18 protein-coding genes are annotated in these 22,020 nt (G+C 52.4%); 3 read left to right on the top strand and 15 right to left on the bottom strand.

The annotated features are described in order from the left end of the window. The first annotated feature begins 865 nt into the window (after positions 1–865). Positions 866–1,645, top strand: coding sequence for an IS5 family transposase (locus ACYVAC_RS10515; RefSeq protein ID WP_461097607.1), 780 nt, complete (start codon positions 866–868; stop codon positions 1,643–1,645). Positions 1,646–1,783: 138 nt separating this feature from the next. Here ACYVAC_RS10515 and ACYVAC_RS10520 read toward each other — a convergent pair whose 3' ends face one another. The 12 genes from ACYVAC_RS10520 to ACYVAC_RS10575 all read right to left on the bottom strand — a co-directional run bounded on the left by ACYVAC_RS10520 (position 1,784) and on the right by ACYVAC_RS10575 (position 17,644). Continuing rightward, positions 1,784–2,302, bottom strand: coding sequence for a hypothetical protein (locus ACYVAC_RS10520; protein ID WP_461097608.1), 519 nt, complete (start codon positions 2,300–2,302; stop codon positions 1,784–1,786). Between the two features lie 4 nt (positions 2,303–2,306). Then, positions 2,307–3,407 (bottom strand): PAAR domain-containing protein, encoded by a 1,101-nt coding sequence (locus ACYVAC_RS10525; RefSeq protein WP_461097609.1) that lies wholly within the window; start codon positions 3,405–3,407, stop codon positions 2,307–2,309. Positions 3,408–4,394: 987 nt separating this feature from the next. Further along, the gene (locus tag ACYVAC_RS10530; protein ID WP_461097610.1) at positions 4,395–5,237 is read right to left on the bottom strand and encodes a hypothetical protein; all 843 of its coding nucleotides are present in this window, start codon (positions 5,235–5,237) and stop codon (positions 4,395–4,397) included. Between the two features lie 376 nt (positions 5,238–5,613). Next, positions 5,614–6,849: a DNA-methyltransferase gene (locus tag ACYVAC_RS10535; RefSeq protein WP_461097611.1), complete on the bottom strand. Its 1,236-nt coding sequence runs from the start codon at positions 6,847–6,849 to the stop codon at positions 5,614–5,616. Beyond that, positions 6,797–7,489 carry an ApaLI family restriction endonuclease gene (locus tag ACYVAC_RS10540; RefSeq protein WP_461097612.1) on the bottom strand — a complete coding sequence of 231 codons (693 nt, stop codon included), beginning with the start codon at positions 7,487–7,489 and terminating at the stop codon, positions 6,797–6,799. Before ACYVAC_RS10540 ends, ACYVAC_RS10535 begins: the two co-directional genes overlap by 53 nt. Before the next feature lie 744 nt (positions 7,490–8,233). Then, positions 8,234–9,415, bottom strand: coding sequence for a tyrosine-type recombinase/integrase (locus ACYVAC_RS10545; protein ID WP_461097613.1), 1,182 nt, complete (start codon positions 9,413–9,415; stop codon positions 8,234–8,236). A 19-nt stretch (positions 9,416–9,434) separates the two neighbouring features. After that, the gene (locus ACYVAC_RS10550) at positions 9,435–10,265 is read right to left on the bottom strand and encodes a hypothetical protein (RefSeq protein WP_461097614.1); all 831 of its coding nucleotides are present in this window, start codon (positions 10,263–10,265) and stop codon (positions 9,435–9,437) included. A gap of 141 nt (positions 10,266–10,406) precedes the next feature. After that, positions 10,407–10,643 carry a 4a-hydroxytetrahydrobiopterin dehydratase gene (locus tag ACYVAC_RS10555; protein ID WP_461097615.1) on the bottom strand — a complete coding sequence of 79 codons (237 nt, stop codon included), beginning with the start codon at positions 10,641–10,643 and terminating at the stop codon, positions 10,407–10,409. Positions 10,644–10,694: 51 nt separating this feature from the next. After that, complete coding sequence (locus tag ACYVAC_RS10560) at positions 10,695–11,420, bottom strand: VIT1/CCC1 transporter family protein (protein WP_461097616.1); 726 nt, start codon at positions 11,418–11,420, stop codon at positions 10,695–10,697. A gap of 2 nt (positions 11,421–11,422) precedes the next feature. Next, entirely contained in the window at positions 11,423–12,643 is a 1,221-nt protein-coding gene (locus ACYVAC_RS10565) for an efflux RND transporter periplasmic adaptor subunit (protein ID WP_461097617.1), read from the bottom strand. Positions 12,644–12,669: 26 nt separating this feature from the next. Continuing rightward, positions 12,670–17,076 carry a CusA/CzcA family heavy metal efflux RND transporter gene (locus tag ACYVAC_RS10570; protein WP_461097618.1) on the bottom strand — a complete coding sequence of 1,469 codons (4,407 nt, stop codon included), beginning with the start codon at positions 17,074–17,076 and terminating at the stop codon, positions 12,670–12,672. 178 nt (positions 17,077–17,254) lie between these two features. After that, positions 17,255–17,644 (bottom strand): hypothetical protein, encoded by a 390-nt coding sequence (locus tag ACYVAC_RS10575; protein WP_461097619.1) that lies wholly within the window; start codon positions 17,642–17,644, stop codon positions 17,255–17,257. A 445-nt stretch (positions 17,645–18,089) separates the two neighbouring features. On the opposite strand from ACYVAC_RS10575, the gene ACYVAC_RS10580 reads away from it, so the two are divergent. Continuing rightward, positions 18,090–18,335 (top strand): hypothetical protein, encoded by a 246-nt coding sequence (locus ACYVAC_RS10580; RefSeq protein WP_461097620.1) that lies wholly within the window; start codon positions 18,090–18,092, stop codon positions 18,333–18,335. Positions 18,336–18,426: 91 nt separating this feature from the next. Here ACYVAC_RS10580 and ACYVAC_RS10585 read toward each other — a convergent pair whose 3' ends face one another. From ACYVAC_RS10585 to ACYVAC_RS10595, 3 genes are all read right to left on the bottom strand, one after another. Continuing rightward, on the bottom strand, positions 18,427–18,903 hold the full coding sequence (locus ACYVAC_RS10585) for a hypothetical protein (RefSeq protein ID WP_461097621.1): 477 nt from the start codon (positions 18,901–18,903) through the stop codon (positions 18,427–18,429). A 302-nt stretch (positions 18,904–19,205) separates the two neighbouring features. Beyond that, a complete protein-coding gene (locus ACYVAC_RS10590) occupies positions 19,206–20,837 on the bottom strand; it encodes a carboxylesterase/lipase family protein (protein ID WP_461097622.1) in 1,632 nt (543 codons plus the stop codon). A 220-nt stretch (positions 20,838–21,057) separates the two neighbouring features. Continuing rightward, on the bottom strand, positions 21,058–21,240 hold the full coding sequence (locus ACYVAC_RS10595; protein WP_461097623.1) for a hypothetical protein: 183 nt from the start codon (positions 21,238–21,240) through the stop codon (positions 21,058–21,060). Between the two features lie 337 nt (positions 21,241–21,577). Here ACYVAC_RS10595 and ACYVAC_RS10600 point away from each other — a divergent pair, with 337 nt between their 5' ends. After that, entirely contained in the window at positions 21,578–21,910 is a 333-nt protein-coding gene (locus ACYVAC_RS10600) for a hypothetical protein (RefSeq protein ID WP_461097624.1), read from the top strand. The last annotated feature ends 110 nt before the right edge of the window (positions 21,911–22,020 follow it).

A 22,020-nucleotide genomic window follows, 5' to 3' on the forward strand; every position in this document is an offset into this window, starting at 1 on the left:
CACACATTATTGGCTCAGCGTATCGAAACCTTGACTGTTTTTCAACGAACTGATCCCAAACTTGGTGACGCTTAGTTCAGTACCCAACTTTACGACGCACAGCAGTACCTGAACCTTTACACACCCGTTTGGTTAGGCTGCAAACTTTCCTCACCGGCGAGCCTCCTGCCGCCCGAAGGCTACCATCTTTTTGCAGATTCAAAAACAAAGTCCTGCGACAAAAAATATGTAACAAAGGCTCATGACAATCATAAATATTTTTAAAGGCTCAGTCGATAGCTTTAATACATTGAATCCAAAATTACCAGTCAGCAATAAGCAGGGGACAAAGCCAAGCCAACCAATTCCACACAAGAATAGGACGATTAAGATTTGGATGATTATTGTTTCATGCCTATTCATGCTCACTACTTAATGCTGCCAAGCGGAAAACGAATGTAATTACTCTGTCGTACGGACGCTGCCCCGCAAACCTAAACCTGCTCAACCGGGATGATTCTCGTGTCGACTGAAGCTGAGCAACGAGCCAAACAGTTACCCTGTCGAGCCGTGACCCCTGTCGACCGAAAGCTCACCACTACGTTGTTTTTCAGCTTGTTGCACCACCCAACGCCACGAAGGGCTGATGGCCACAAGATAAGACAAACCCAAGTACGTCCCCCTCACCTTTTCACCCTTCGCCGGTTGGGCTGCCGCGTTAGCACTTCGAGTGATGCCTGTCAACGGGAAGATACCCCACGCGAAGCGCATACAACACACGGTCCGCTTTCGACGCCGAGCACGAAGCCAAACAACATAAGAGTGTGTTGGGGAATCTAAAAAGCTGGTAGTCAGGTCAACTTTGTAGCGACTAAGCAACGAAAGCATGACCTCTCAGTGGCAACCACTGACTGACTACCAGTGGGCGACAATATCGCCTTTTTTTGATCTTCAGCGCAAGCGCAAACATGACCTTCGCCAGATAGTCGATGCAATTTTATGGCTGCTTCGCACCGGCTGTCAGTGGCGCAATCTGCCTCCCGACTGGCCCCACTGGCAGGCGGTTTACTATTACTTCGACCGGTGGAAGGCTAAGGGTACCTTCGAGCAAATGAACGCTGCCTTAAATCAACTAAACCGAGTCAACGCTGGGCGCGAAGCCTACCCTTCGGCATTGTGTATTGATTCACAATCGGTTAAGCTGTCACCACTGATTAACAGCTACCGGGGTACTGACCCGAATAAACGGATCAATGGGCGTAAACGCACCTTCATCGTTGATACGCAGGGCCGACTCTGGCTGGTGGATGTGGACGCGGCCAATCAAGCCGATGGCCCGCTCGCTAAACAGCTTATTGTGTCAATCCTTTGGCGAGTCGGCGAGCGGCTGGAAAAGATTTTTGGCGACCAAGCCTACAATGGGGTGTTTGCCCGTGAGTTGGCGAACTGGAGTATTGATTTTGAGAAAGCCTCTCGACCTGAGTCAGCCCGCGGTTTTGTACCAGTGGCTAAACGCTGGGTGGTGGAGCGGAGCATTGCTTGGACAAATCATTTTCGGCGAATCGTCAAAGATTACGAACATACGGTATCTTCTTCGGCCAGTTGGCTATATCTGGCCAACAGCCAGATCATGTTACAGCGTATCGACGATCATTACCAAACTTAATTCCCCAACACGTTCTAACAAATCCGCTTTTCATCAACTGGTTTCACCGAACAGTCGGCCTATCGGCCCCAATATACCTACGCGATTAGACAAATCTGTCGAAACGTTCGACCAATTGTTACTGGATGATGAATAACTCTACAAAGTAATCTTATTTTTACTAATATATATATTTAAGTCCTCCATCCAACTTGGATCATTTTGTCGAAATTTCTTATATATTATGCTATCTCGATCCATATCATTGCTGACATATTTGATTAGTTTTCTTAAAAATAATTGTTTTTGTTTAAATTCGTGAGCCCACGAAAAGTCACCTTTCAAAACATTCTGTAAGTTATTTCTAATAATGTAAGCAATTTTTTCTAATTTTATTTTTGCGTCGTACCAAGCGTTGTCCTGGTATTGATCCGGGAGCAAATGTTTGTATACTGCAAGAACCGGATATTTGCTGTCATCTCCCAAATCTTTAGGATTAATAAAAAAACAGTATATATCTCCTCTGTCATAAGAGATATTAATTTCACATAGATTATTATACAAAATATATTGCCCTTCCTTTAAATGTTGAAAATTGAAATTATTTCTATCAATAGTTTCTTTAAAAGCTGTTTTAATATCATTCTCCAATTCTGGGTATTCCAGCAAAATATTCATATTTTTATTTTTTTATGGGTGGATTTATCCAACCGTCTTTATAGTCAATCGTGTAACCTTTATCGGAGAGATATTGCATCTCCCTGCCAAAAAAAGTTTCTCCCTTTACAACGTTTCCGTCTTGATATATTAGCATATCATAATTTGGATCATCAAATAAACGAAATCTCTCACCTTTTTCGACGACTTTATCCAAATATGGTTTATTGTGTTCATTCCAAAAATGCTCTCTGCCCTCTAGTGTTTTAAAACTTCCTAATTGTTTAAATTTTTCATCAGCTTCTAAGTTAGCGTTTAAATAAGCATACCGTGCATCAAATTCCTCCGATCCCTTCAACCTACCCCAGTTTCCCCGCCCTGCTCCAATAGATGGAATCTTACTATAGACTATTTCTCCAACTTCTGCCGTTTTCTCTACTTTTTCAATTCCAGCAGCTCCTTTTACAGCTTCGGCAAATTTAGCAGTTTCAACAACCTCCCCTGCTACGGCTACTTTTGCTTCTGGAACAAGTAATAATTCAGCAATAAATTCGGTTGCTTTTCCTATTACTTTACCTTTTTCGTAAGATGATGCTTTTTCATAATTATCATAAATATTTCCTAAGTAATCTTTAATCTCTACCCATGTTTCTCTCTTGGTTAGCGCAATCCATCTTTCTTTCTTGGATAAGGTAAAAATGATTGATTCCGCTAATTTGAAAATAGATTTTATGGTTTCTATTGGGTGGAGCAATACATTTATCAATCCTTCTACAGTATTGATTACTCCGCCAACAAAACCAACAACTAACCCCGCTTCAAATTTAAGATTGTCAAGGAATATATTAAGGAACTTTGCAAAGAATGATGGAGTCGTAAATGTCGGTCCTCCAATTAATACTGTTGGACAACCTACCACGATTCTTCCTCCATGAACGGTCATATCACCCAAACGGGCAGCCATCATACCGTTTATCAAAACTGTCTGGGCGCCCTGAACAATAATATCCGGGGCACTCGCACAAAGACAGCGGTCAGTAATGGTGGCCGCAGGCATTCCCCCAATTAGCACAGTGGGTTTACCTGGTGGCATTACTGCCCCCCCCAACATGCGGTTTAGGGCCATCGAACATTGGGCAAACGTGCATATCCCCTACACGAGCAGCGGGTTGTCCCATGCTTTTTTATGGTTTTGGTGTGAATGATATTTTTAAACTGTTATGATCGCAATCATCGACAATTGCTAGCAAGCCTTGAACTTAATCTCGTGTCGACCGAAACCCGCCTAACGAGCAAAAGCTTGACCACTGAGCCGTGCAACCTGTCGCCGAGACGCTGCCTTGCAAGTTAATTTATAGACCCGCACCCAACGACCCCGAGTGTCGCCCGCCAGCTAACCCACGCGAAGCTATTTTTGCGCCAACTTCATCAACAAGGTCTCGCCTTCAGACTTCGGCCGCTGGTTCTCCACAAGAGATTTGGCTGCGGCCAAATCTTGAGGAACTGGGCCAATCCCCCAACATCCGCACGAATAAAAATTATAGTTCTGCAATGAAAGATACTCAATGGCGGCCCACTTTTCGTCCGCTTTACGAGCGGGTAGTCTCAAGTCTTTGCCTAAGTTCTTCATCTCGCCCCCACAATCTGGACACCTCACAATATCACTGTCACGCCGGTCTTGGGGCAATATATCCTTGTCTAACCTGCGTTTGAATCCCTTTCGACAGGTGAAGCAAGCATAGGTGTCTTTGTAAGCGTTGAATCCGTATCTGCACATAGTTATTTCTTTACTACCTGCCTAACAGGTGCGTTTTGACTGTCGCACGCTACGTGGCCAATACACTTTGTAGTCGACCTAGCGGGGGCGTTTCTCGTGTCGACCGAAATAAACCAACGAGCCAAACAGACTAACTTAGGGACGTGCAACCTGTCGCCCGGATGCGGGAAATGAAAGCCCTGTACAGACGAACACTCAACGCCCACAGGGGTTGATGGTGAACACACTACGTTACTGAACAAAAACCAACTCCCAACCTTTACACTCCTGTTTGGTTGGGTGCTTGGCTTCCCAACCGGTGAGCATCCTGTCGACGGTAAGCTACCCCACGCGGAGCTATTGTTTGCTTTTGTTTCGCTCTTCTTGGTCTTTGTTGATCTTCTTTACGGTTTCCATTGAGATCACATTCAACTGGTTTGTTTCACAATTCCAGATATTTAAATATTTGGCTGATACTACGTTGTGCGTTTTCCACTTTGCATATTTTCCGTAAAGAATTAAAGTACATACATCCGTTGCAGTGATCAAGTCTCCTGTCTCCGGTAGATGGCTGTGCATGGTTGCCTGAGTTTGCTTATCGTCATTTTTATAAGGGATCGGTATGATATTTTTATGTAGCTGTTGCTTTGATTTTAGTTTGTTGTTCTTATCAAAAAGAAGCACGTAGTCATTTCCAAAAATGACTACTCCGTTTTGCTGTGGGCCGGTTAATACATATACCTTTTTATCGTCACGAATAATTATAGGGATAAGGTTTAGGCTCGTGTTATTATATTTTTTGAACAAGGTGTCTGAGTTAATCTCAGTTAAAGCAATTTTTCTTATCTCAAATAGATCTTTTTCTAAAAGTGTAAAATCCCTTTCATTCAAATCAACTTGGGCTGTTTTCTCATTAAAAGTGCTATCGAAAGATATAGTGCCAATGATTTTCGGCTCAGTAGATTTTGAGAAGAAAATATTCTTGGTTGTTACCCCTTCAGTATAAGATAGGTACCCACCAACATTGCTTCTGTCCTTATACTTTTCTAAAAATAGGTCTGTGCCATGCCATGAAGCTATCTCCGATTTATATAGTAATTTCCCTTCTTCAACAATTGATTGGGCTAGTTTGGAAGGGTCTTTCTGTCCAAAGACGTTAGTTGATAGGAGGGCAAGGATAAGGACTAAAACTTTAGTCATGGTTTTAGATCGATATGAATGGTGTAGACGGACTAAATGTACACTTTGTTCGTGAAAATATTCTCTATTGAAATGTGTTTGGACTGCCTAATTGGGGCATTTCTCGTGTCAACCGAAGTCGACTAACGAGCCTAAACCACCCTGTCGTGGGACGTGCCCACTGTCGCACGAAAGCCCACTGCTACGTTATTTTTGGCTACTATGTTCACCCAACACATCCATGTGCTGATGACGAGCGTAGCGAGACATTTACACACATGGGATGTTGGGCTGTCAACGCTGGCTCTGCGGCCCGCTGCCTGTCGCCTGCCCACGCGGATAGTATAGCAATACAGTTTATCGAACAACTGCACGTAGGCTTTTACCATCTGTGCCGCTATACATTTATTGACTTTTTGGTGAGTTCACTCACTCTCAATGCAAGGGATTTTACTATTTTAACATCTGACTTAATAGCAAATAGTCTGCTTATTTCAGAGTCTCTTGTTTGTATTAATATTTTCATTTGGTAATTTTTTCCGAGAGAAGACCTTTCTAGTTTCTCGATAGCATCCTCAATCGTCTCGTACTTGCTTTGTATTTTTACAGGAACAGGCATTCCTCCAAAGTGTTCCTTTAAAAAACCATCAATACCAGAATTTCTTTGAACAGGAAAAGCATTAATATCCTGCAATATCGCTATTTCTTCTTCTGTTTTTTCTAAATATTCATTTGAGCCTTTATTTAATAGATTCGATTCCGATATTATCATTTCCTGCAAACGAGAATTTGCTAACTCAACTGCGCTGGCTGATATATCAATTCCCAAATAGCGTCTATTTAAAGATTTAGCAGAGACGCAAGTTGTTCCACTACCACAAAAAGGATCTAGTACTAAATCTCCCTCATCAGTCGCTATATTAATAATTTGATTTAAAAGTAAGACAGGTTTTTGAGTTGGGTATCCGGTTCTTTCTTTTGCCTTCGGATTCAAGTAAGGAATATCCCAAACATCTGACAATGGGACACCTTTTTTTTCTTTCCCAAGTATTACATTACCATTGATATCTTTCTTATAAACGGACTTTCCATTTATGTTTCGTTCTCTGTCTTGTAATATTTGATCGAGATTCGTTGTTGCCGAATAATCAGTATATATAGTATTAAATTTAAAGTCTTCTGATTTTGAATAAAAGAATATTACCTGATGAGAGTTTAATAATCCCTTTTTAGAATTGGACCATCTTTTATAAGACCATATAATTTCACTTTGAAAATTTTCTGGTCCAAAGATCTTATCTAATGCTATCCTAATATAATGAGATGCAGTCTTATCACAATGCAAAAAAACACTTCCAGTATTTTTTAAAACTCTTTTACATTGTATCAGTGTATTTTCGATCAGCATTATGTATTCCTGTAATGATGGGTATATATCATTAAATTCGTATTTTTTTGAGCTATCTCGATTTGAAAGAGAATGCTTTTTTTGAGTAAAAAAAGGAGGGTCAAAGTATACTAAATCAACTTGGCAAGACTCTATGTCTCTGAGTCTGTCTGTGCAATTGCCCTGAATTATTTTATTTACTTCCATTTCCACTATCACTTTTTTTGATTTCAGCAATGCCTTCATTTAATTCCATACTTACGATGGGCACTCTTTCGTTGGCAATTTCCGTCAATACGGCTTTAAGATCAACTCCAGTGTATTCATGTAAATAGTTCCAAGCTTCATCCCCTCCGTAATACTCTCCGTCAAGGCCTGAATACAGTGTTTTCAACGTTTCTTGAATTTTGATAGCTTGTCCTCTCTGAGGATAATAAAACATCACCCTTATTGGCTTATAACCATGCTCTCTAATAACTTTAGCTCTAGTATGTTCCTTCGTGATATGGTCTCCATCTGTGGTTGCATCTCGCCACTTGATTTCTATTGCATCTTTGTCGTTTAAGAAATCTATTTCAAATGTAGCTGGGCGTTGCCCTTGAGTATTTTTTACCTTTGTTTTAACCCCATCTGGAAATTTATAATTGAAACATAAAGTAGCTGCTTCTTCTAAAAACGAACCTGCATATTTATAAAGAAAACGCCCTGTGTTTTGGTAAAGATCTATCTTTTGTCCTTCTTCTGTAGTTATGCCTAACACCCTGTATATTAGGTAGTGTGAGTTGTCGTCCGCCTTCATTTCCTCTGTTCTTTCCTCAATCTTCTCTTTTAGATTGGCAGAGTAGCTTTCGGCTAATTGTTGTATTTTTTCTTTTAATTCGTTCATCTGAATAGTTATCGTTTACAGTCGCAAAACTACGAAAATTTGCCTGCACGAAGGGCTTTAAGATGGCGCTTAAGTTTGAAATGGCACAAACTTGGTTTGCTATGAAGGAGCGAGTGTTGACCAAAACCAGACCATCGAGCGAAAGTTGTCAAACAAGCCTAAATCTGCCTGACTAGGGCTTTTGCCCTTTCGAACGCAACTTAAACCCCAACTGCCAAGACGTGCCCTTGTCGCCCGGTACGTTGCACACCCACAAAAAGGCTACCTACCGGGGCGTTTCTTGTGTCAACGGGAGCCCGAAATGGACGCCTTAGAGTTCGCTGTCCGAGCCGGACCTTGTGTAGACCAACGATGGCATAGAAGCACTGCTTTTGCTGTTCACCGTAACAAGTTAATGTACGCAAAGTAACTAAACTACAAGAAGCTCACAGTCAGCAGGATGTAGTTTAGTACAGTACCGTTCATACCTTTGCGGATGGAATGCCGTAATGATAGAAAGTTGGTGTAGTACTTGCAAATTTATGGCTCGAAAAATAGCTGCTACTTTACTAATCGTACGTGCTTGGGATATTGACGGGTTCCCCAATTACTTCTTCGGGGCCGATAACGAGCTATATCGCTACGATTCGCGGGGAGCTATCCATAAAAACAGGCGGTTGGTGCTGCGCTACACGCAGGGCTATTCGCTGTGTGGACGATTTTACAGCCTGTCGCAGCTGCGCCCCCTGCTCCGGCGGCACGTACCTACAGATCGTCCAGCGGACTTTTAAGCTGGCTGATCTTGTCGGCCGTTACGTGCGTATAGCGCATGGTGGTCAGTATGCTTTCGTGACCGAGCAACTGCTGTATGTACCGAATGTCGGTGCCGGCCTCCAGCAGATGGGTAGCAAAGCTGTGCCGAAGCGTGTGGATTCCCCCTTTTTTGCGGATGCCGGCGTGCCTGACCGCATCGCTGTACACAAACTGGATGGTGCGGTTCTGCAACGGCTCGGCCCGCTCGGGCTCTTCAAACAGGTAGGTGGCTGGCCGATACTGCGTCAGGTAGGTGTCGAGAACGGCCTGGAGTTTAGGTGTCAGCATGACAACCCGGTCTTTCTTACCCTTGCCGCCCCGAATCGCTATAAGGCCCCGGTGCCGGTCGAGGTCGGTTCGTCTAAGTCGGGCCACTTCGCTTAAACGCATCCCGGTGGCATACACCAGCTTAAACAGGGTTTGGTATTTCATGCTGGTTGTGGCCCTGAACAGCGCCTGCACCTCGGCAACGCTGTAGACGGTGGGTAGTTTGGTGGCCTGTCGGGGGTAAGCCACATCGTAAAACTCTTTGTCGCGCTGGAGCACCTGCTCGCAGTAGAACTTCCAGGCGTTGATATGGACGTTGATCGTGGCCGCCTGTAACCTCCGTTTGTCGATCAGAAAAAGCAGGTAGGCCTGAAAGTCGGCTTTAGTAAGCGTTTCGACCGGCCGGGGCTCGGCGTAGCGAATCAGCGCAATCAGGGCCTGCCGGTAGTTTTTGTAAGTCTTAAAACTGTATTGCTGCACCCGCAGGGCTTCGGTAACGGCCACAATAACGGGGTGCTGGTCGTACTCCCGGGCGGGAGGCAGGTACCGGAAGCGCAGGCGGTGGCGGGTAGCCCCGCGCTGACCAGGCGGGGGCCAGGCCGGGTTAGTCGCCTGCTCGACTTCTACGGCCGTGGCTGCGGGTTTGTACAGACGCACCACGGCCTCATCGAATCGGCAGTAGTCCCGCCCGAACAGGTGCCCCAGCTTTACGACCGATGCGCGGGTGTTGGGCACCAGCCAGCCCTGTCGCGAGTAGCTAAAGCGCCGGCCCGGCACCTGCCGGATCAGGTCGTTGCCAATGGGGTCTTCCGGAAAATACACGCCCAGCCAGGCCGAGTCGCGCTCATCGATGCGTATCGTGATCATACGTACTACGTTCAGGTGTTTAGCGCCCCTGCCTACTCCGGCGATACTGGCGGTCCCACTGCGTGCGGATGATGTACACTCCTCGGGCCGACAGAATAAAATAGCCGTCGTTGCGGGCAGGGTTACCCCGCTGGGCGCCGGCAGGGTTGGGCGGCAGCCCCAGTTCAGCGCGCCGGTCGGCGAGAGCGGCCGTAAGGGGGTCCAGCTGGGCGGGATCGGCGTAGACGGTGCTGACATCGTCCAGATAATCGCTCATGACGTGGGTATAGGTGCCTTCGAGGTGGAGCCGCCATCGTTTTTGACTGACCAGCGGGATGCCCAGGCCGTAGCGCAGCAGCCCAGGCAGGCGATTATAGGCTACGCCTTCGGTATGCCGCGGGGCCAGCGCATAGCATTGCCCACCGTAATCGGTTCGGGGCGAGAGGTAGGTTAGCCCCAGGCCCGCCAGCAGATACGGGCTATGGTGAACGGTCCGGTGGCTGGTGGGCCACCAGTCGACCTGAACACCCGCCCATACATCGGGGTTCAGGCTGTGAAACGAGAGGTTATTGTATTCGATTCGGGTGTACTGATGCCGCCCGTGGATGTAGTAGAGCTGGGCTTCGGCTCGCAGCACCACCCGCTCTGACAGCCGATACCCCGCCGAGAGGGCTACGGCCGTGCCGAGCCGCAGGTGCGACAGGTCGCCGGGCTCGTTCATGTCGCCGGTATAGCGGGTGGTGCCGAGCGCCACGGAAGCCAGCCAGGTATGGGTTTGTTCGCGGTAGATATTGTCTTTCTGAGCATAAACCGGCGGGCTGGCCCATAGACAGACCAGCCCCAGTACGAAGGGGGTTACGGATGATTTCAACGGTGGACAGGTTACGGTAGCAAGCTGTCACCAATATAGAATTCACCGATTACTTCACCTAAAAAAATGTTCGTAAGCGGTAAGCCTACCAAATCGATAAACCACTATCCATCAACCCGGTACACACTGCCGTTAGGCGCTTCACCCGGCAGCCAGCCGGTCGATAAGTCCTGCCAGCTGCCGGTCTTTTTCCGTGATGGTATTGCCGGCATCGTGCGTTGTGAGCCGGATCGTTACCTGATTATACACGTTGGACCACCACGGGTGGTGATCCATTTTTTCGGCCACCAGCGCCACCTTCGTCATAAAGCCAAAGGCTTCGGTAAAGTCGGCAAACGTAAAGTTGCGGACGAGTTCGTTGTTTTCTTCCTGCCACATACATCGAATTGGTTGATGAATCTCAGTACAACGGCTGCCGTCGGAGCAGCCCTACCCTACCCATTTGGCCACCCCGAAGGCAGCCGCAGCCGCCAGCGCCCCAATGAGCATGACCTTCACGGCGCCGGCCAGCGGAGGTTGGCCAGTTACCCGGCTTTTGAAATACCCGAACACAAATAAGCTCACCAGCGTCAGCGCGCACGAATACAGCAGCGCCTGCGCCGGCACGTCGATCAGGAAGTACGGCGACAGTGGCAGTAAGCCCCCCAGCACGTAGGCCCCGCCAATGGTGAGGGCGCTGCGCGTGGCCCGGTTGGGGTCGGGTTCGCTCAGGCCCAGCTCGTACTGCATCATGAAATCGACCCAGCGGGTTTTATCTTTTGCCAGCTCGTCGGCAATCTCATGCTGCAGGGCTTCGCTCAGCCCCATGGCGGCAAATACCTCCCGCACCTCTTCCTTTTCCTTTTCAGGCACGGTTTCGACTTCGGCTACTTCGCGCCTTCGCTCCGACTCGTAGTGATCGGCCTCGGTGCGGCCGGCCAGGTAGCCGCCCAGCCCCATGGCGATGGAGCCGGCCACAATCTCGGCAATGCCGGCCGTGACCACCAGCGACGAACTGGCCACGGCCCCGCTGAGCCCGGCCGCCAGCGCAAACGGAACAGTCAGGCCATCGGACATGCCGATAACCACATCGCTGATAAAATCGGAGCTGCGCAGGTGCTCCTCGTGGTGGTGCAGGTGCCCCGGCTGCACGCGGGTCGGATGCTGATCGGCCATGGTTATTCCTCTTCTTCGCTGTTGTTAAGTTTGGCCAGCAGGCTGTAAGCCCCCTGCACCACAATGGGTGTTTTGGCGGGGTCGATGGTGGCGGGCAGGCTGATGGCCACAAAGCCGTTTTCCTGCACGCCGGTTTTTACTTCTACCTGCTGAAACGTGTAGGCAACCGGGCTGCCCCCCTTCTGCTCCAGCACATACACGTATTTTTTGCCCCCGTAATTCACAATCGCGGCTTCGGGCAGGGCGGGCATAGGCTGGGTTTTTACGTCGACCTGGGCCGTAATATAGCCCCCCGGCATGTAATCCGGGCTATAGCCGCCGTCGGGGTGGGCCAGCACCGAAATGGTCCGGTCGGCTTCGATGGCCTTGCCGATCAGGAAAATCTCGGCCCGGTGGTTCATCGACTGGCCGGCTCCCATGCCGAACAGTACGCGCTGCCCGTTGCGAATCTTACTGATGTCTTTCTCGAAGATGCTCAGCCGAACGTGGGGGTGCGTGACGTCGGTAATCTGAACCAGCACATCGGCGGGGTTCACGAAGCGGCCGTTGTTGACGGGAACGTCCGTTACGTAGCCCGAAACCGGCGAAGGCACCGTCACCGTACGGGTCAGACGGGCGGGCGTCAGCGTGGCCGCGTTGATGTGCAGCAGCGCCAGCTTCTGGGCCTGGCCGGCCAGCTGGGCCTGCAGACTCTGGCGGTTGGCCCGCGTTTGCTGAAACACCTTCAGGGCGCCCACGTTGTCGCGACTCAGCTCCTGCTGCCGGGCAAACTCCAGGTCTTCGTACTCGAGTTTGGCTTTGGTGTCGAGGTAATCCTGCTGCAGCTGAATGTAGTCGGGGTTTTCGAGTACCACCAGCGTCTGACCTTTCCGGATCGCCATGCCGGGCTCGAGATCGATCTGGCGGATGTAGCCGCCAAACGGCACCGTTACCGACACCTGATTCTGAGCCGGCACGTCGAGCGAGCCGTTGACGCGCAGGGTGGTGCTGAGGCTACGCAGCGTAGGTTGCCCCAGCTGAATGGCAGCGACATTGTACTGCGCCTGGCTGAGCGCGACCCGCACCGGTTCGCCCGGTCTGGCTGCCGAGTCGGGGGTGGCCTTGTCGGCTTCGGCCTTGGCGGTGCTTTTTTCGGCCGACTGGCAGCCCGTCAGCAGCAGGAGCCCAACCGCCAGAACCGTCAGCGAGTGGGTAATAGGAGTAAGCTTACTGGAATGGATCATGAAGACTGTTCGGTGGAACGCACGGCTCAGGGATTGCCGGCGAGGTAGTTGATGTAAAGAACCGATTGGTTGTACTGGTGCAGCAGGTCGAGGTAGTTGAGCCGGATGGTCAGCGCCTGCTGGATAGCCAGCGAAAACTCGACGTAGCCGATGTCGCCACTGCGAAACGATTTGCGGGCGCTGTCCTGAATGAGCTGCGCCTGGGCCAGTCCGTTCTGCTCGTAGTAGGTGAGTGCATCGCGGTACTGGTTATACTGCGCCAGCGCCTGCGCAGCCTGCTGCTGAAGGGCAAACTGCTGACTCTGCAGCTGGGTCTGCGCCACCTCCTCGCCCACCCGGGCGGCCTGGATGCGGGCTTTGGCAGCCCCCGTCAGCAGCGGAATCGATACGCCCAGCTGCCCGCCCATAAACCGGTGGCCGGGCCCATAGTAAATCTCCTGCCCGTCGATGAGCTGGTTGCCGATAAGTGTCTGCGAAAACACGCCGATCAAAAAATCGGGTTTGAGCCGCGCCTGCTCCACCGAGCGGGTTTGCTGCGCCAGCTGTATCTGGGCCTGCAACTGGCTGAGCAACGGATTTTTCGCTATCAGGGCACTATCGGTGGGGAGCGTCAGCGGTAGTTTGGGCAGCGCCTGATCCGGAATGGTCAGGGGTTCGGGCCGGTAGAGCAGGGTCTGCAGCCGGGACCGGGCCGCCGTGGCACTGGCGTCGGTCTGCGCCTGCCGTACCCGCTGATCGGCCAGCTGACTCTCGGCCGTGGCTTTTTCCAGATTACCCGTTTCGCCCACCCGGAAGCGGAGGCTGGCGGCTTTGACAAACTCGGTCAGGATGGTGTCCTGCTGCCGGAAGAGGCTCTTTCGCTGCTGCAGATAAACCAGCTCGTAGTAGGTCGCCTTCACCTGATACTGCACGTCGTTGCGCGTTACCAGCCCTTCCGACTGCCGCACCGCCACCGTCTGATCGTTCAGATCGGCCAGCCGGCGCATGAGCGTCGGGTTTGGGATCGACTGGGTCAGGGTCAGATTATTGTCGAACCGGCGGCTGTTGTACTGCCCGAGCTGGGCCGTGGCCGACAGCCGCCCGGCGTCGTAGGCGGTTCGGCGCAGGGCCTGCTGCTGACTTACGTTGAGCCCCGACAGTTGAATCTGGGCGTTGCGGGTGCCGGCCTGTTGCAGCGCCTGCTCCAGTGTCAGGGCCTGCATGGCCGGCGACTGCGCCCGACCGGTCAGGCTACCCAGTACCAGCAGGGCCATTACGGTCAGCGTGGTTGTTTTAGCCGGCGCGGGCTGGGCGGCAGCGGCCTGGGCTTCGCGGGCGAGGGCCTTGCGTTCCATGAGCGAATACAGAATGGGAAGAATAATGAGCGTGAGCAGCGTAGCCGTCAGCAGCCCGCCAATGACCACGGTGGCCAGCGGTTTCTGCACCTCGGCCCCTGCCGAGTTCGATACCGCCATCGGGATAAAGCCAAACGACGCGACCAGGGCCGTCATGACCACAGGGCGCAGCCGGATTTCGGCACCCTGCCGGATAATGTCGATCATATCGGTCAGGCCCTCCTCGTGCCGGAGTCGATTAAATTCGGCAATCAGGACAATACCGTTCAGCACCGCCACGCCGAAGAGCGCAATGAAGCCAACCCCCGCCGAGATGCTGAACGGCATGCCGCGCAGCAGCAGGGCAAACACGCCCCCGATGGCGGCCATCGGAATGGCCATGAAAATAAGCAGGCTTTGCCGCAGCGAGTTGAACGTAAAAAAGAGCAGGGCAAAGATCAGCGCCAGCGCCAGCGGCACGGCAATGCTCAGCCGCTGCTTGGCGTCGACCAGGTTCTGAAACTGACCGCCGTAGGTTACGGAGTAGCCGGCCGGCAGGCGTATGTTCGCATCGACCTGTTGCTTTAGCTCAGCCACGATGCTTTCGACATCGCGCCCCCGCACGTTGAAACCAAGCGTAATGCGCCGGTGGGTATCGTCGCGCTGGATCTGGTTGGGGGCCTGCTGAATGCTGACCTGAGCCACCTCGGAGAGCGGAATCTGCTGCCCCGACGGGCCGGGCACGGCAATGTAAAGGTTGCGGATGTCGTCGATGCTTTGCCGCTTGCTGGCCGCCAGCCGCACCACCAGCCCGAAGCGCTTTTCCCCTTCGAATACCTGACCGGCGGTCTGACCGGCAAAGGCGGTGTTGATGGTGCGGTTCACGTCGGCCACGTTCAGACCATACCGGGCAATCTGGTTGCGGTCGATCTTGATCAGAATCTGCGCCAGCCCGGCTACCTGCTCGACGTACAGATCCTGCGCCCCGTCGATGCGTCGGATTAGCTTGCCTACCTGCCCGGCCAGCTGTTCGAGCCTGTTGAGATCTTCACCGTAAATTTTCAGGGCCACATCCTGCCGCGCGCCCGTCATCAGCTCGTTGAAGCGCATCTGCACCGGCTGCTGAAACCCGAACGTAACGCCCGGAATCACCGACAGCGCCTGAGCCATTTTTTCGGCCAGCTCATCGCGCGTGGTGGCCGATGTCCACTGGTCTCTGGGTTTCAGAATAACCATCTGGTCGGCGGCTTCGATGGCCATGGGATCGGTCGGTATCTCGCCCGACCCAATCTTGGCCACCACCTGCTCCACCTCCGGAAACTGCTCCAGCAGAATTTTCTCCGACTTCAGCGTGGCATCGACCGTTTCAGATAGCGAACTACCGGTCAGGGTGCGGGTGTCGACGGCAAAATCGCCCTCGTCGAGCTGCGGAATAAACTCACCGCCCATGCGCGTAAACAGGAAACCCGCCAGTACCAGCAAGCCAACGGCACCGGCCAGAATAGGCAGGCGGTGGCGCAGTGACCACAGCAGCGCCGGCTCATAAACCGATTGGATCCGCTTCATGATCTTGTCGGAGAAGGTTTCCTTGTGCACCACGTTTTTGCTCAGCAGCAGCGCCGAGATCATCGGCACGTAAGTCAGCGACAGAATAAAGGCGCCCAGAATGGCGAAGGCGACCGTCAGGGCCATGGGCCTGAACATCTTGCCCTCGATTCCCGACAGGGCCAGAATGGGCAGGTAAACGATCAGAATAATGATTTCGCCAAAAGCCGCCGACGACCGGATGCGGCTCGCGGCTCCGAACACTTCGTCGTCCATCTGCTGCTGGGTCAGGGTCTGGTCTTTGTTGCGCAGGATGATATGGTGCAGCGTGGCCTCCACAATAATCACCGCCCCGTCGACGATCAGGCCGAAGTCGATGGCGCCCAGGCTCATCAGATTGCCCGACACGCCAAACAGGTTCATCATGGCCAGGGCAAACAGCAGCGCCAGCGGAATCACCGACGCCACCACGACCCCCGCCCGCCAGTTGCCCAGCAGCAGCACCAGCACCAGAATCACGATCAGGGCGCCTTCCATCAGGTTGCGCTCTACGGTCCCGATGGCGCTGTTGACCATCTTGGTACGGTCGAGAAACGGAATGATCTGCACGCCTTCGGGCAGCGTCTTGCTGATATCGGCAATCTTTTCCTTGACCCGTTTGATGACCTCCGAGGAGTTACCGCCCTTGATCATCATCACCACCGCCCCCACGGTTTCGCCCTCGCCATTGCGCGTTACGGCCCCGTAGCGCACGGCCGACCCCATCGTTACCTGCGCCAGGTCGCGCACCCGCACCGGCAGCCCCTGGTTGTTTAGCTTGACCACAATGTTGGCAATGTCGTCGGTAGAGCCGATAAGTCCGTCGGAGCGAATAAAATACGCGTTGGGCTGTTTGTCGATGTAGGCCCCGCCCGTGCTCTGGTTGTTTTGCTGCAGGGCTGTGAAGAGGTCGGTGATGGTAACGCCCACGCTTCGCAGCCGGTCGGGGTCGACAGCAATCTCGTACTGTTTGAGCTGCCCGCCAAACCCACTGACATCGGCAACCCCGGGCGTTCCCAGCAGCCCCCGCCGGATAATCCAGTCCTGAATGGTGCGCAGGTCGGCCAGCGAGTAGCGGCTCTCGTACCCCTTTTTCGGCGATACCGTGTACTGGAATATCTCACCCAGCCCCGTTGTCACGGGGGCCATCGTTGGCGTGCCTACGCCGGGCGGAATGTCGCCGGCCACGTTTTGCAGGCGCTCGGCAATCTGCTGCCGCGCCCAGTACACATCGGTGGCATCGCTGAAAACCACCGTCACGATTGACAGGCCGAAGCGCGAAAACGACCGGATTTCGATGAGCCCGGGAATATTGGACAAACTGACCTCAACCGGAAACGTCACCAGCCGCTCTATGTCTTCAGCCGCCAGTGATGGACTGCTGGTTATCACTTGTACCTGGTTGTTGGTGATATCGGGTACGGCGTCGATCGGGAGTTGCGTTACCGACCAGCCCCCCCACCCGATCAGGGCGAGAGTCAGCAAGCCGATAATAAGCTTGTTGCGAATTGAAAATTGAATGATTGCGTTCAGCATCGTTGGTTACGAACAAATAAAGACCACGAAAACAGGCAGGCATCGACCGCGTGGAAAACGGGCCAAAAAACGACAGACAGGCCGTAAGCATGCAGGCGGAACTGCGTACCCGTCGGACGGGGTACACAACAGGGGGAGAATTGACCCGAACAGGCACACTACGGCCTGCCGGCACGCATCAGGCGTGTCGGGGTGGGTTGATCAGCGAGAAAACGCCCAGAAATGAATACAGATTGGCGTACCGGAAACAGGCTGTTTTGGCCAGCATAACGACCTGCACAGGTATGGATACCAGCAGTCGAATGGGTACGGGCGTGAAAGCCGCTACGGCATGACCCGCTGCGGGCAGGTTACTGTGGCTGTGGTTGGGGTGCTTCTGGTGCTCAGCGTTGGGGCCGTAGTGCATCTCCAGAAAATCGAGAAAGCCCAGCGAGGGCTGCTCCTGCCGGTGCTGCTGGTAGTGGTGCGCCAGTCCGGCCAGCCGGGTCGACTGGTCCAGCCCGAAGCCCGGAATCAGACTGTTTCCCAGTACCAGGGTCACCAGTAAAAGAGTCAGCACCACTTTCATAACCAGCTATTCGCGCGAAGCGTCTGCAAGGTAGGCATGAATGCCCGTAAAGCCGCCCCATTCGGTAATTTAGAGGCAATCCAGTCTGAGCCTGATGTTGCCCATCAGGGCCAGGGCGGCTGCCGGTGCGGATCAGCCCCGCGTCCGTAACGGGTCGAACAACCGCCCTGGCCCAAAAATCGCGACCAGCTTGCGACATGTACGTGCGCTTCGGGGTTATTCATGTATAGGCATTCATTCATTAGTCACGTATTGGCTATCGGCAGGCCTGTATTTTCTGACAACCGGTATGCCACAGTTGGTTCAACACGGCACGTACAACTCGTTTATCCTACAGCCCGGTAAACTGTTACCAGCTGTACATAGCAGAAATATTTCGGATTTTTTTCTGCGAATTGCTTTTTATTCATTTGGACAACCTGACCAACCGCATTGCTCAATTATTATGAAAAAAACATCATTTTCTTTTGAAACCGATCGCTATCCTACCCGCCTGCCCACGGCACAGCACGACGTTGTTTATGGACTCACTTACACCAGCGACGGACTGGAAGACTGTCATTTGCTCCTGAGTAGTTACCAGAATCCGGACATGAGTTCGTTATCGACTGACTCAACGTTAATTATTCTGTCAAAACGCGATGCGCTCCGGCTGGCGGCCGATCTGGTAAAATTATATGCCGATAATTAGGAACGGCTAGCCGGATTGATTAAGGCTGTTCATGAAAAAAGGGAAGTTCTTATGACAAGAACTTCCCTTTTTTTATACGGATACAGGTAACCTACACGGCTGCATCTTTCCGCTTACGGCCGCGGGGCTTGCCGGTGTAAGGCGCTTTAGGAGCCGTGTCTTCCAGTTGCAGTTCATAGCCGGTTACACCTTCCTGATAGGTGAACGGCTTGATCACAAACGTGTATTTAGTATTGGCGTAATCAATTTTGCTTTTCTGCAGAATCAGGGCGAGCGAGATGGTATAACTCTTGGCAGCCTTCTCCATCCGGAACGCACCGGTTTCGTCGGCACCGGCAGGCACCAGATACAGCACATTCACTTTCCGTTTGCCCTCCTGCGCCCCAATCATGAAGCTAACGTCTTCGGGGGTCAGCCCCAGTTGCTCAACCGATTTGGCGGGAAACACCAATTTGCCAGCCCCGGAAATATAGCCGGTGCTCACTACTTTTTTAGCTGTCGTTTTTTTCGATTCTTTTACAGCGGTATTCTCTTCGGGCTTGAAAAATTGAATGTTCTTTGCTTTCATCGTGTGTCTGTTCTAATTAGCCTGGGCAAATGTAATAAAGCTGACGTAGGATTCACCAGTTTGGGATCTCTTTTTAGCAGATTTCAAGAAATCGCCATCTGTATAAACCAAAACTTTCGCTTTCCGGCCCCTATTTATCCCGACTGACAGAAACACGATACACATTCGCCGGATCCTGCCCCAATTGATTACCGGGTCGGTGTGAATTAATCGATCGTCAAAAAAAAACGGATGCCTGACAGCATCCGTTTTTGCAAAAAGCCAGATCCGAACCAACAGAAGTTCAGTTGCTTACCGGGCGTTTATTTAGGCAGCATAATGCTATCGAGCGTTGTGTACCGGGCGCGATTTTTTTCCGTTTCGACCCGCGACTCTACGTTGACGTGCATAACCTCGGCCGGTTTGTTTGGTACAACAGCCGGCCATTTTGGTAAACCCTTTCCATTCGGGTCGCCGGTTTTAATAAAATTGGCGAAGTATTGCTGCATCGTCTCCGAGACTTTATAATCGTCGGGTGTCCAGGCATACACCGAATTGGTGGGCAGATTACCCAGGGCGTACTCGATCTCGGCCGAGTGAACGGCCCCGCGAGCGGCCGGCATTTTAGGTGCGGCCTCGGTGGTCTTCACTACGCCCCCGGCCAGCCCCGGCACGGCATTACCCATTTTTTCGGTCATGGCAGGACGCGGGCGCTCGTAATAGTAGCGGTAGACGGGCTTACCCCCGGTACGGCTCTGCACATCCGACCATTTCCACGTACTGAAGCCAATAAAGCGGTCGCCTGCCAGATCGGTGGCTACCTGGGCTACTTCTTCGTCCGTTCTGGCCGGATACAGCGTCATGATCTCGGCAGCCTTCTCCGGATACGCTTTCTGCACGGCCTTGGTGTAGTTCTGGACCGTAGCGGGCTCCTGCCCCATCAGGGCGCGATAATTCATTTCTTCGGAGTTCCAGCCCACCAGCAGCGGCACATGGGCCTGCTTGCCCGCCGTGTAGAGTGCAACCGGGTTACTTGGAAAGAAATAACCATCGACAACGATCGGGAAGCGGGGCACCGCCGGATTAGCCGTAGCAGCCAGCAGTTTCTCGGCCGGCATAGCGCGCAGATCAGCCAGTGATGACGCGCCAACCAGTCCTGCGAAGGCCACGCCAGCCTTTTCGCCTTCGGCCAGCGACACGGGCGGCAGTGTACCCATCAGCGAACCGCTCTCGCCAATGGCCCCCGCAATCATGTCTTTCGACAGGGGCGACACCATCAGGGCGCTAACCGACATCGACCCGGCCGACTCGCCGGCGATGGTGATGCGGGCCGGGTCGCCCCCAAACTGGGCAATGTTCTCACGCACCCACTTCAGGGCCGCCTGCTGATCGAGCAGACCGTAGTTCCCCGACGCTTTGTGGGGCGATTCGCGGGTCAGTTCGGGATGGGCCATAAAGCCAAACACGTTGAGCCGGTAATTGACCGTTACGGCCACAATGCCCCGGCGGGCCATCTGCTCACCGTCGTAACGGGGTTCCGACCCGTCGCCGGCCATAAAGCCCCCGCCGTAGTAATAGACCAACACGGGTAGTTTTTCGCGGTTTGTTTTGGCCGGAGTCCAGACGTTCAGATACAGACAGTCTTCGCTAACGCCGTTGGAGCGAAAACCCATATCGCCAAAAATAGGGCGTTGCATAGCCCGGGGACCAAAGGCCGTTGCCGGGCGCACATCCTGCCACCTGGCGGCCGGCTGCGGTTCGCGCCAGCGCAGGTCGCCAATGGGCGGTGCCGCAAATGGAACCCCCTTAAACGATCGGATACCGCTCGGCTCCAGCGTGCCCTCCAGCGTGCCGTTGGCCACGGACACACGCGGTGACGTGCCGGTATTCGACTGGGCCATACTGGTCAGCATCAGCGGGCCGGCCAGCAACATAGTTAACAGAACAGGTTTCATGGGCAGTTTTGTCAGATAACAGGTTTAGCGTGAAAATGACAGGAGTAGACCGATCAGCAGCCCTGGCCGCTGAAGAATCTATGGGTTGAAAAGTAACCCATCTTTCGTAAACTACTGCTATTTCGTCGGAATGCCGCCGACCGGCCGGGCCTGACCGACCGTGGCCCCGTTACCTGCCCGCAAAAGCCGCCCGATCGGGTAAACGTGACGTGGTTGAACGCTACAGCCGGTCCGCCATAACCAGCAGCAGCAACACACTCGTCAGCGCGTAAAACGAGGCCGCTGACACGCATTTGAGCCGGCACTTCAGCCCGCGGGTCGTTTGCCAGGCCTCCCGGCCATACACAATAGCTATGCCCAGATTGAGCAGTACCGACACTATAAGGAAGTAGTGAGTTGCCATATAATTACCTCTCGATTCGTCTATGTGTACATACGTATCAGCGACTCATCTGGTTTTGGGCTCATCCCCCCCTGTCCACCCGGCATAAACCCGGGCTCGTAGGTGGAATAAATTAAACCCACGCCGGGTTGCCGTGGCCTACCACATGCTGGTCACTACTTTGTCACCAATGATCATTTTTGTATTATATTATTTTAAATTTAAACTATACCAACACAGTTACTATTTATGTTTCCAAACGTCTCCATTTGGAAACACAGGATACTACCCAGATAGCCCCTTTTTTGGCTTCTGCTACCGTGCTTTCACGAATACGCATACTGGCTTACCGTTTACTATGCTGAGACTTCGTATATACCCGGCCGAATTTGTTACGCTCCTGGCCTTTGTTGGTTCGATTAGTCGAACGTACGGTCATTTATCAGCGCTGCAGCAATCAGTTCCTGTGGTGGTCCTGCTGGAGTATGGGCGAAGCCTGACGCTGAAACGCATCTTTACCTGGCAGCGACGGCCACGCGACAAACAGTTTTTGCTGGAACTCCCCCTGCCGGTGGCCTGTTCGCTTTATCAACTGCTCCGTTTTTTGCCATTAACCACCAGTCAGCAAGCGTTGCTGGCCCACCTTGAAGGAGCCATACAGACTTATACCGGACAAGTCAGTACGGAATAGCTTATCTAAGCGCCGACCCCACTCCTGCCATCCATTTTCGCAGTATCCGACAAGGCTTCGTCAGGGCATCCGTATGCGTTGCCTCCTGATTGGCGATAACCAGCCACGGC

The organism is Spirosoma luteolum (assembly GCF_054778875.1).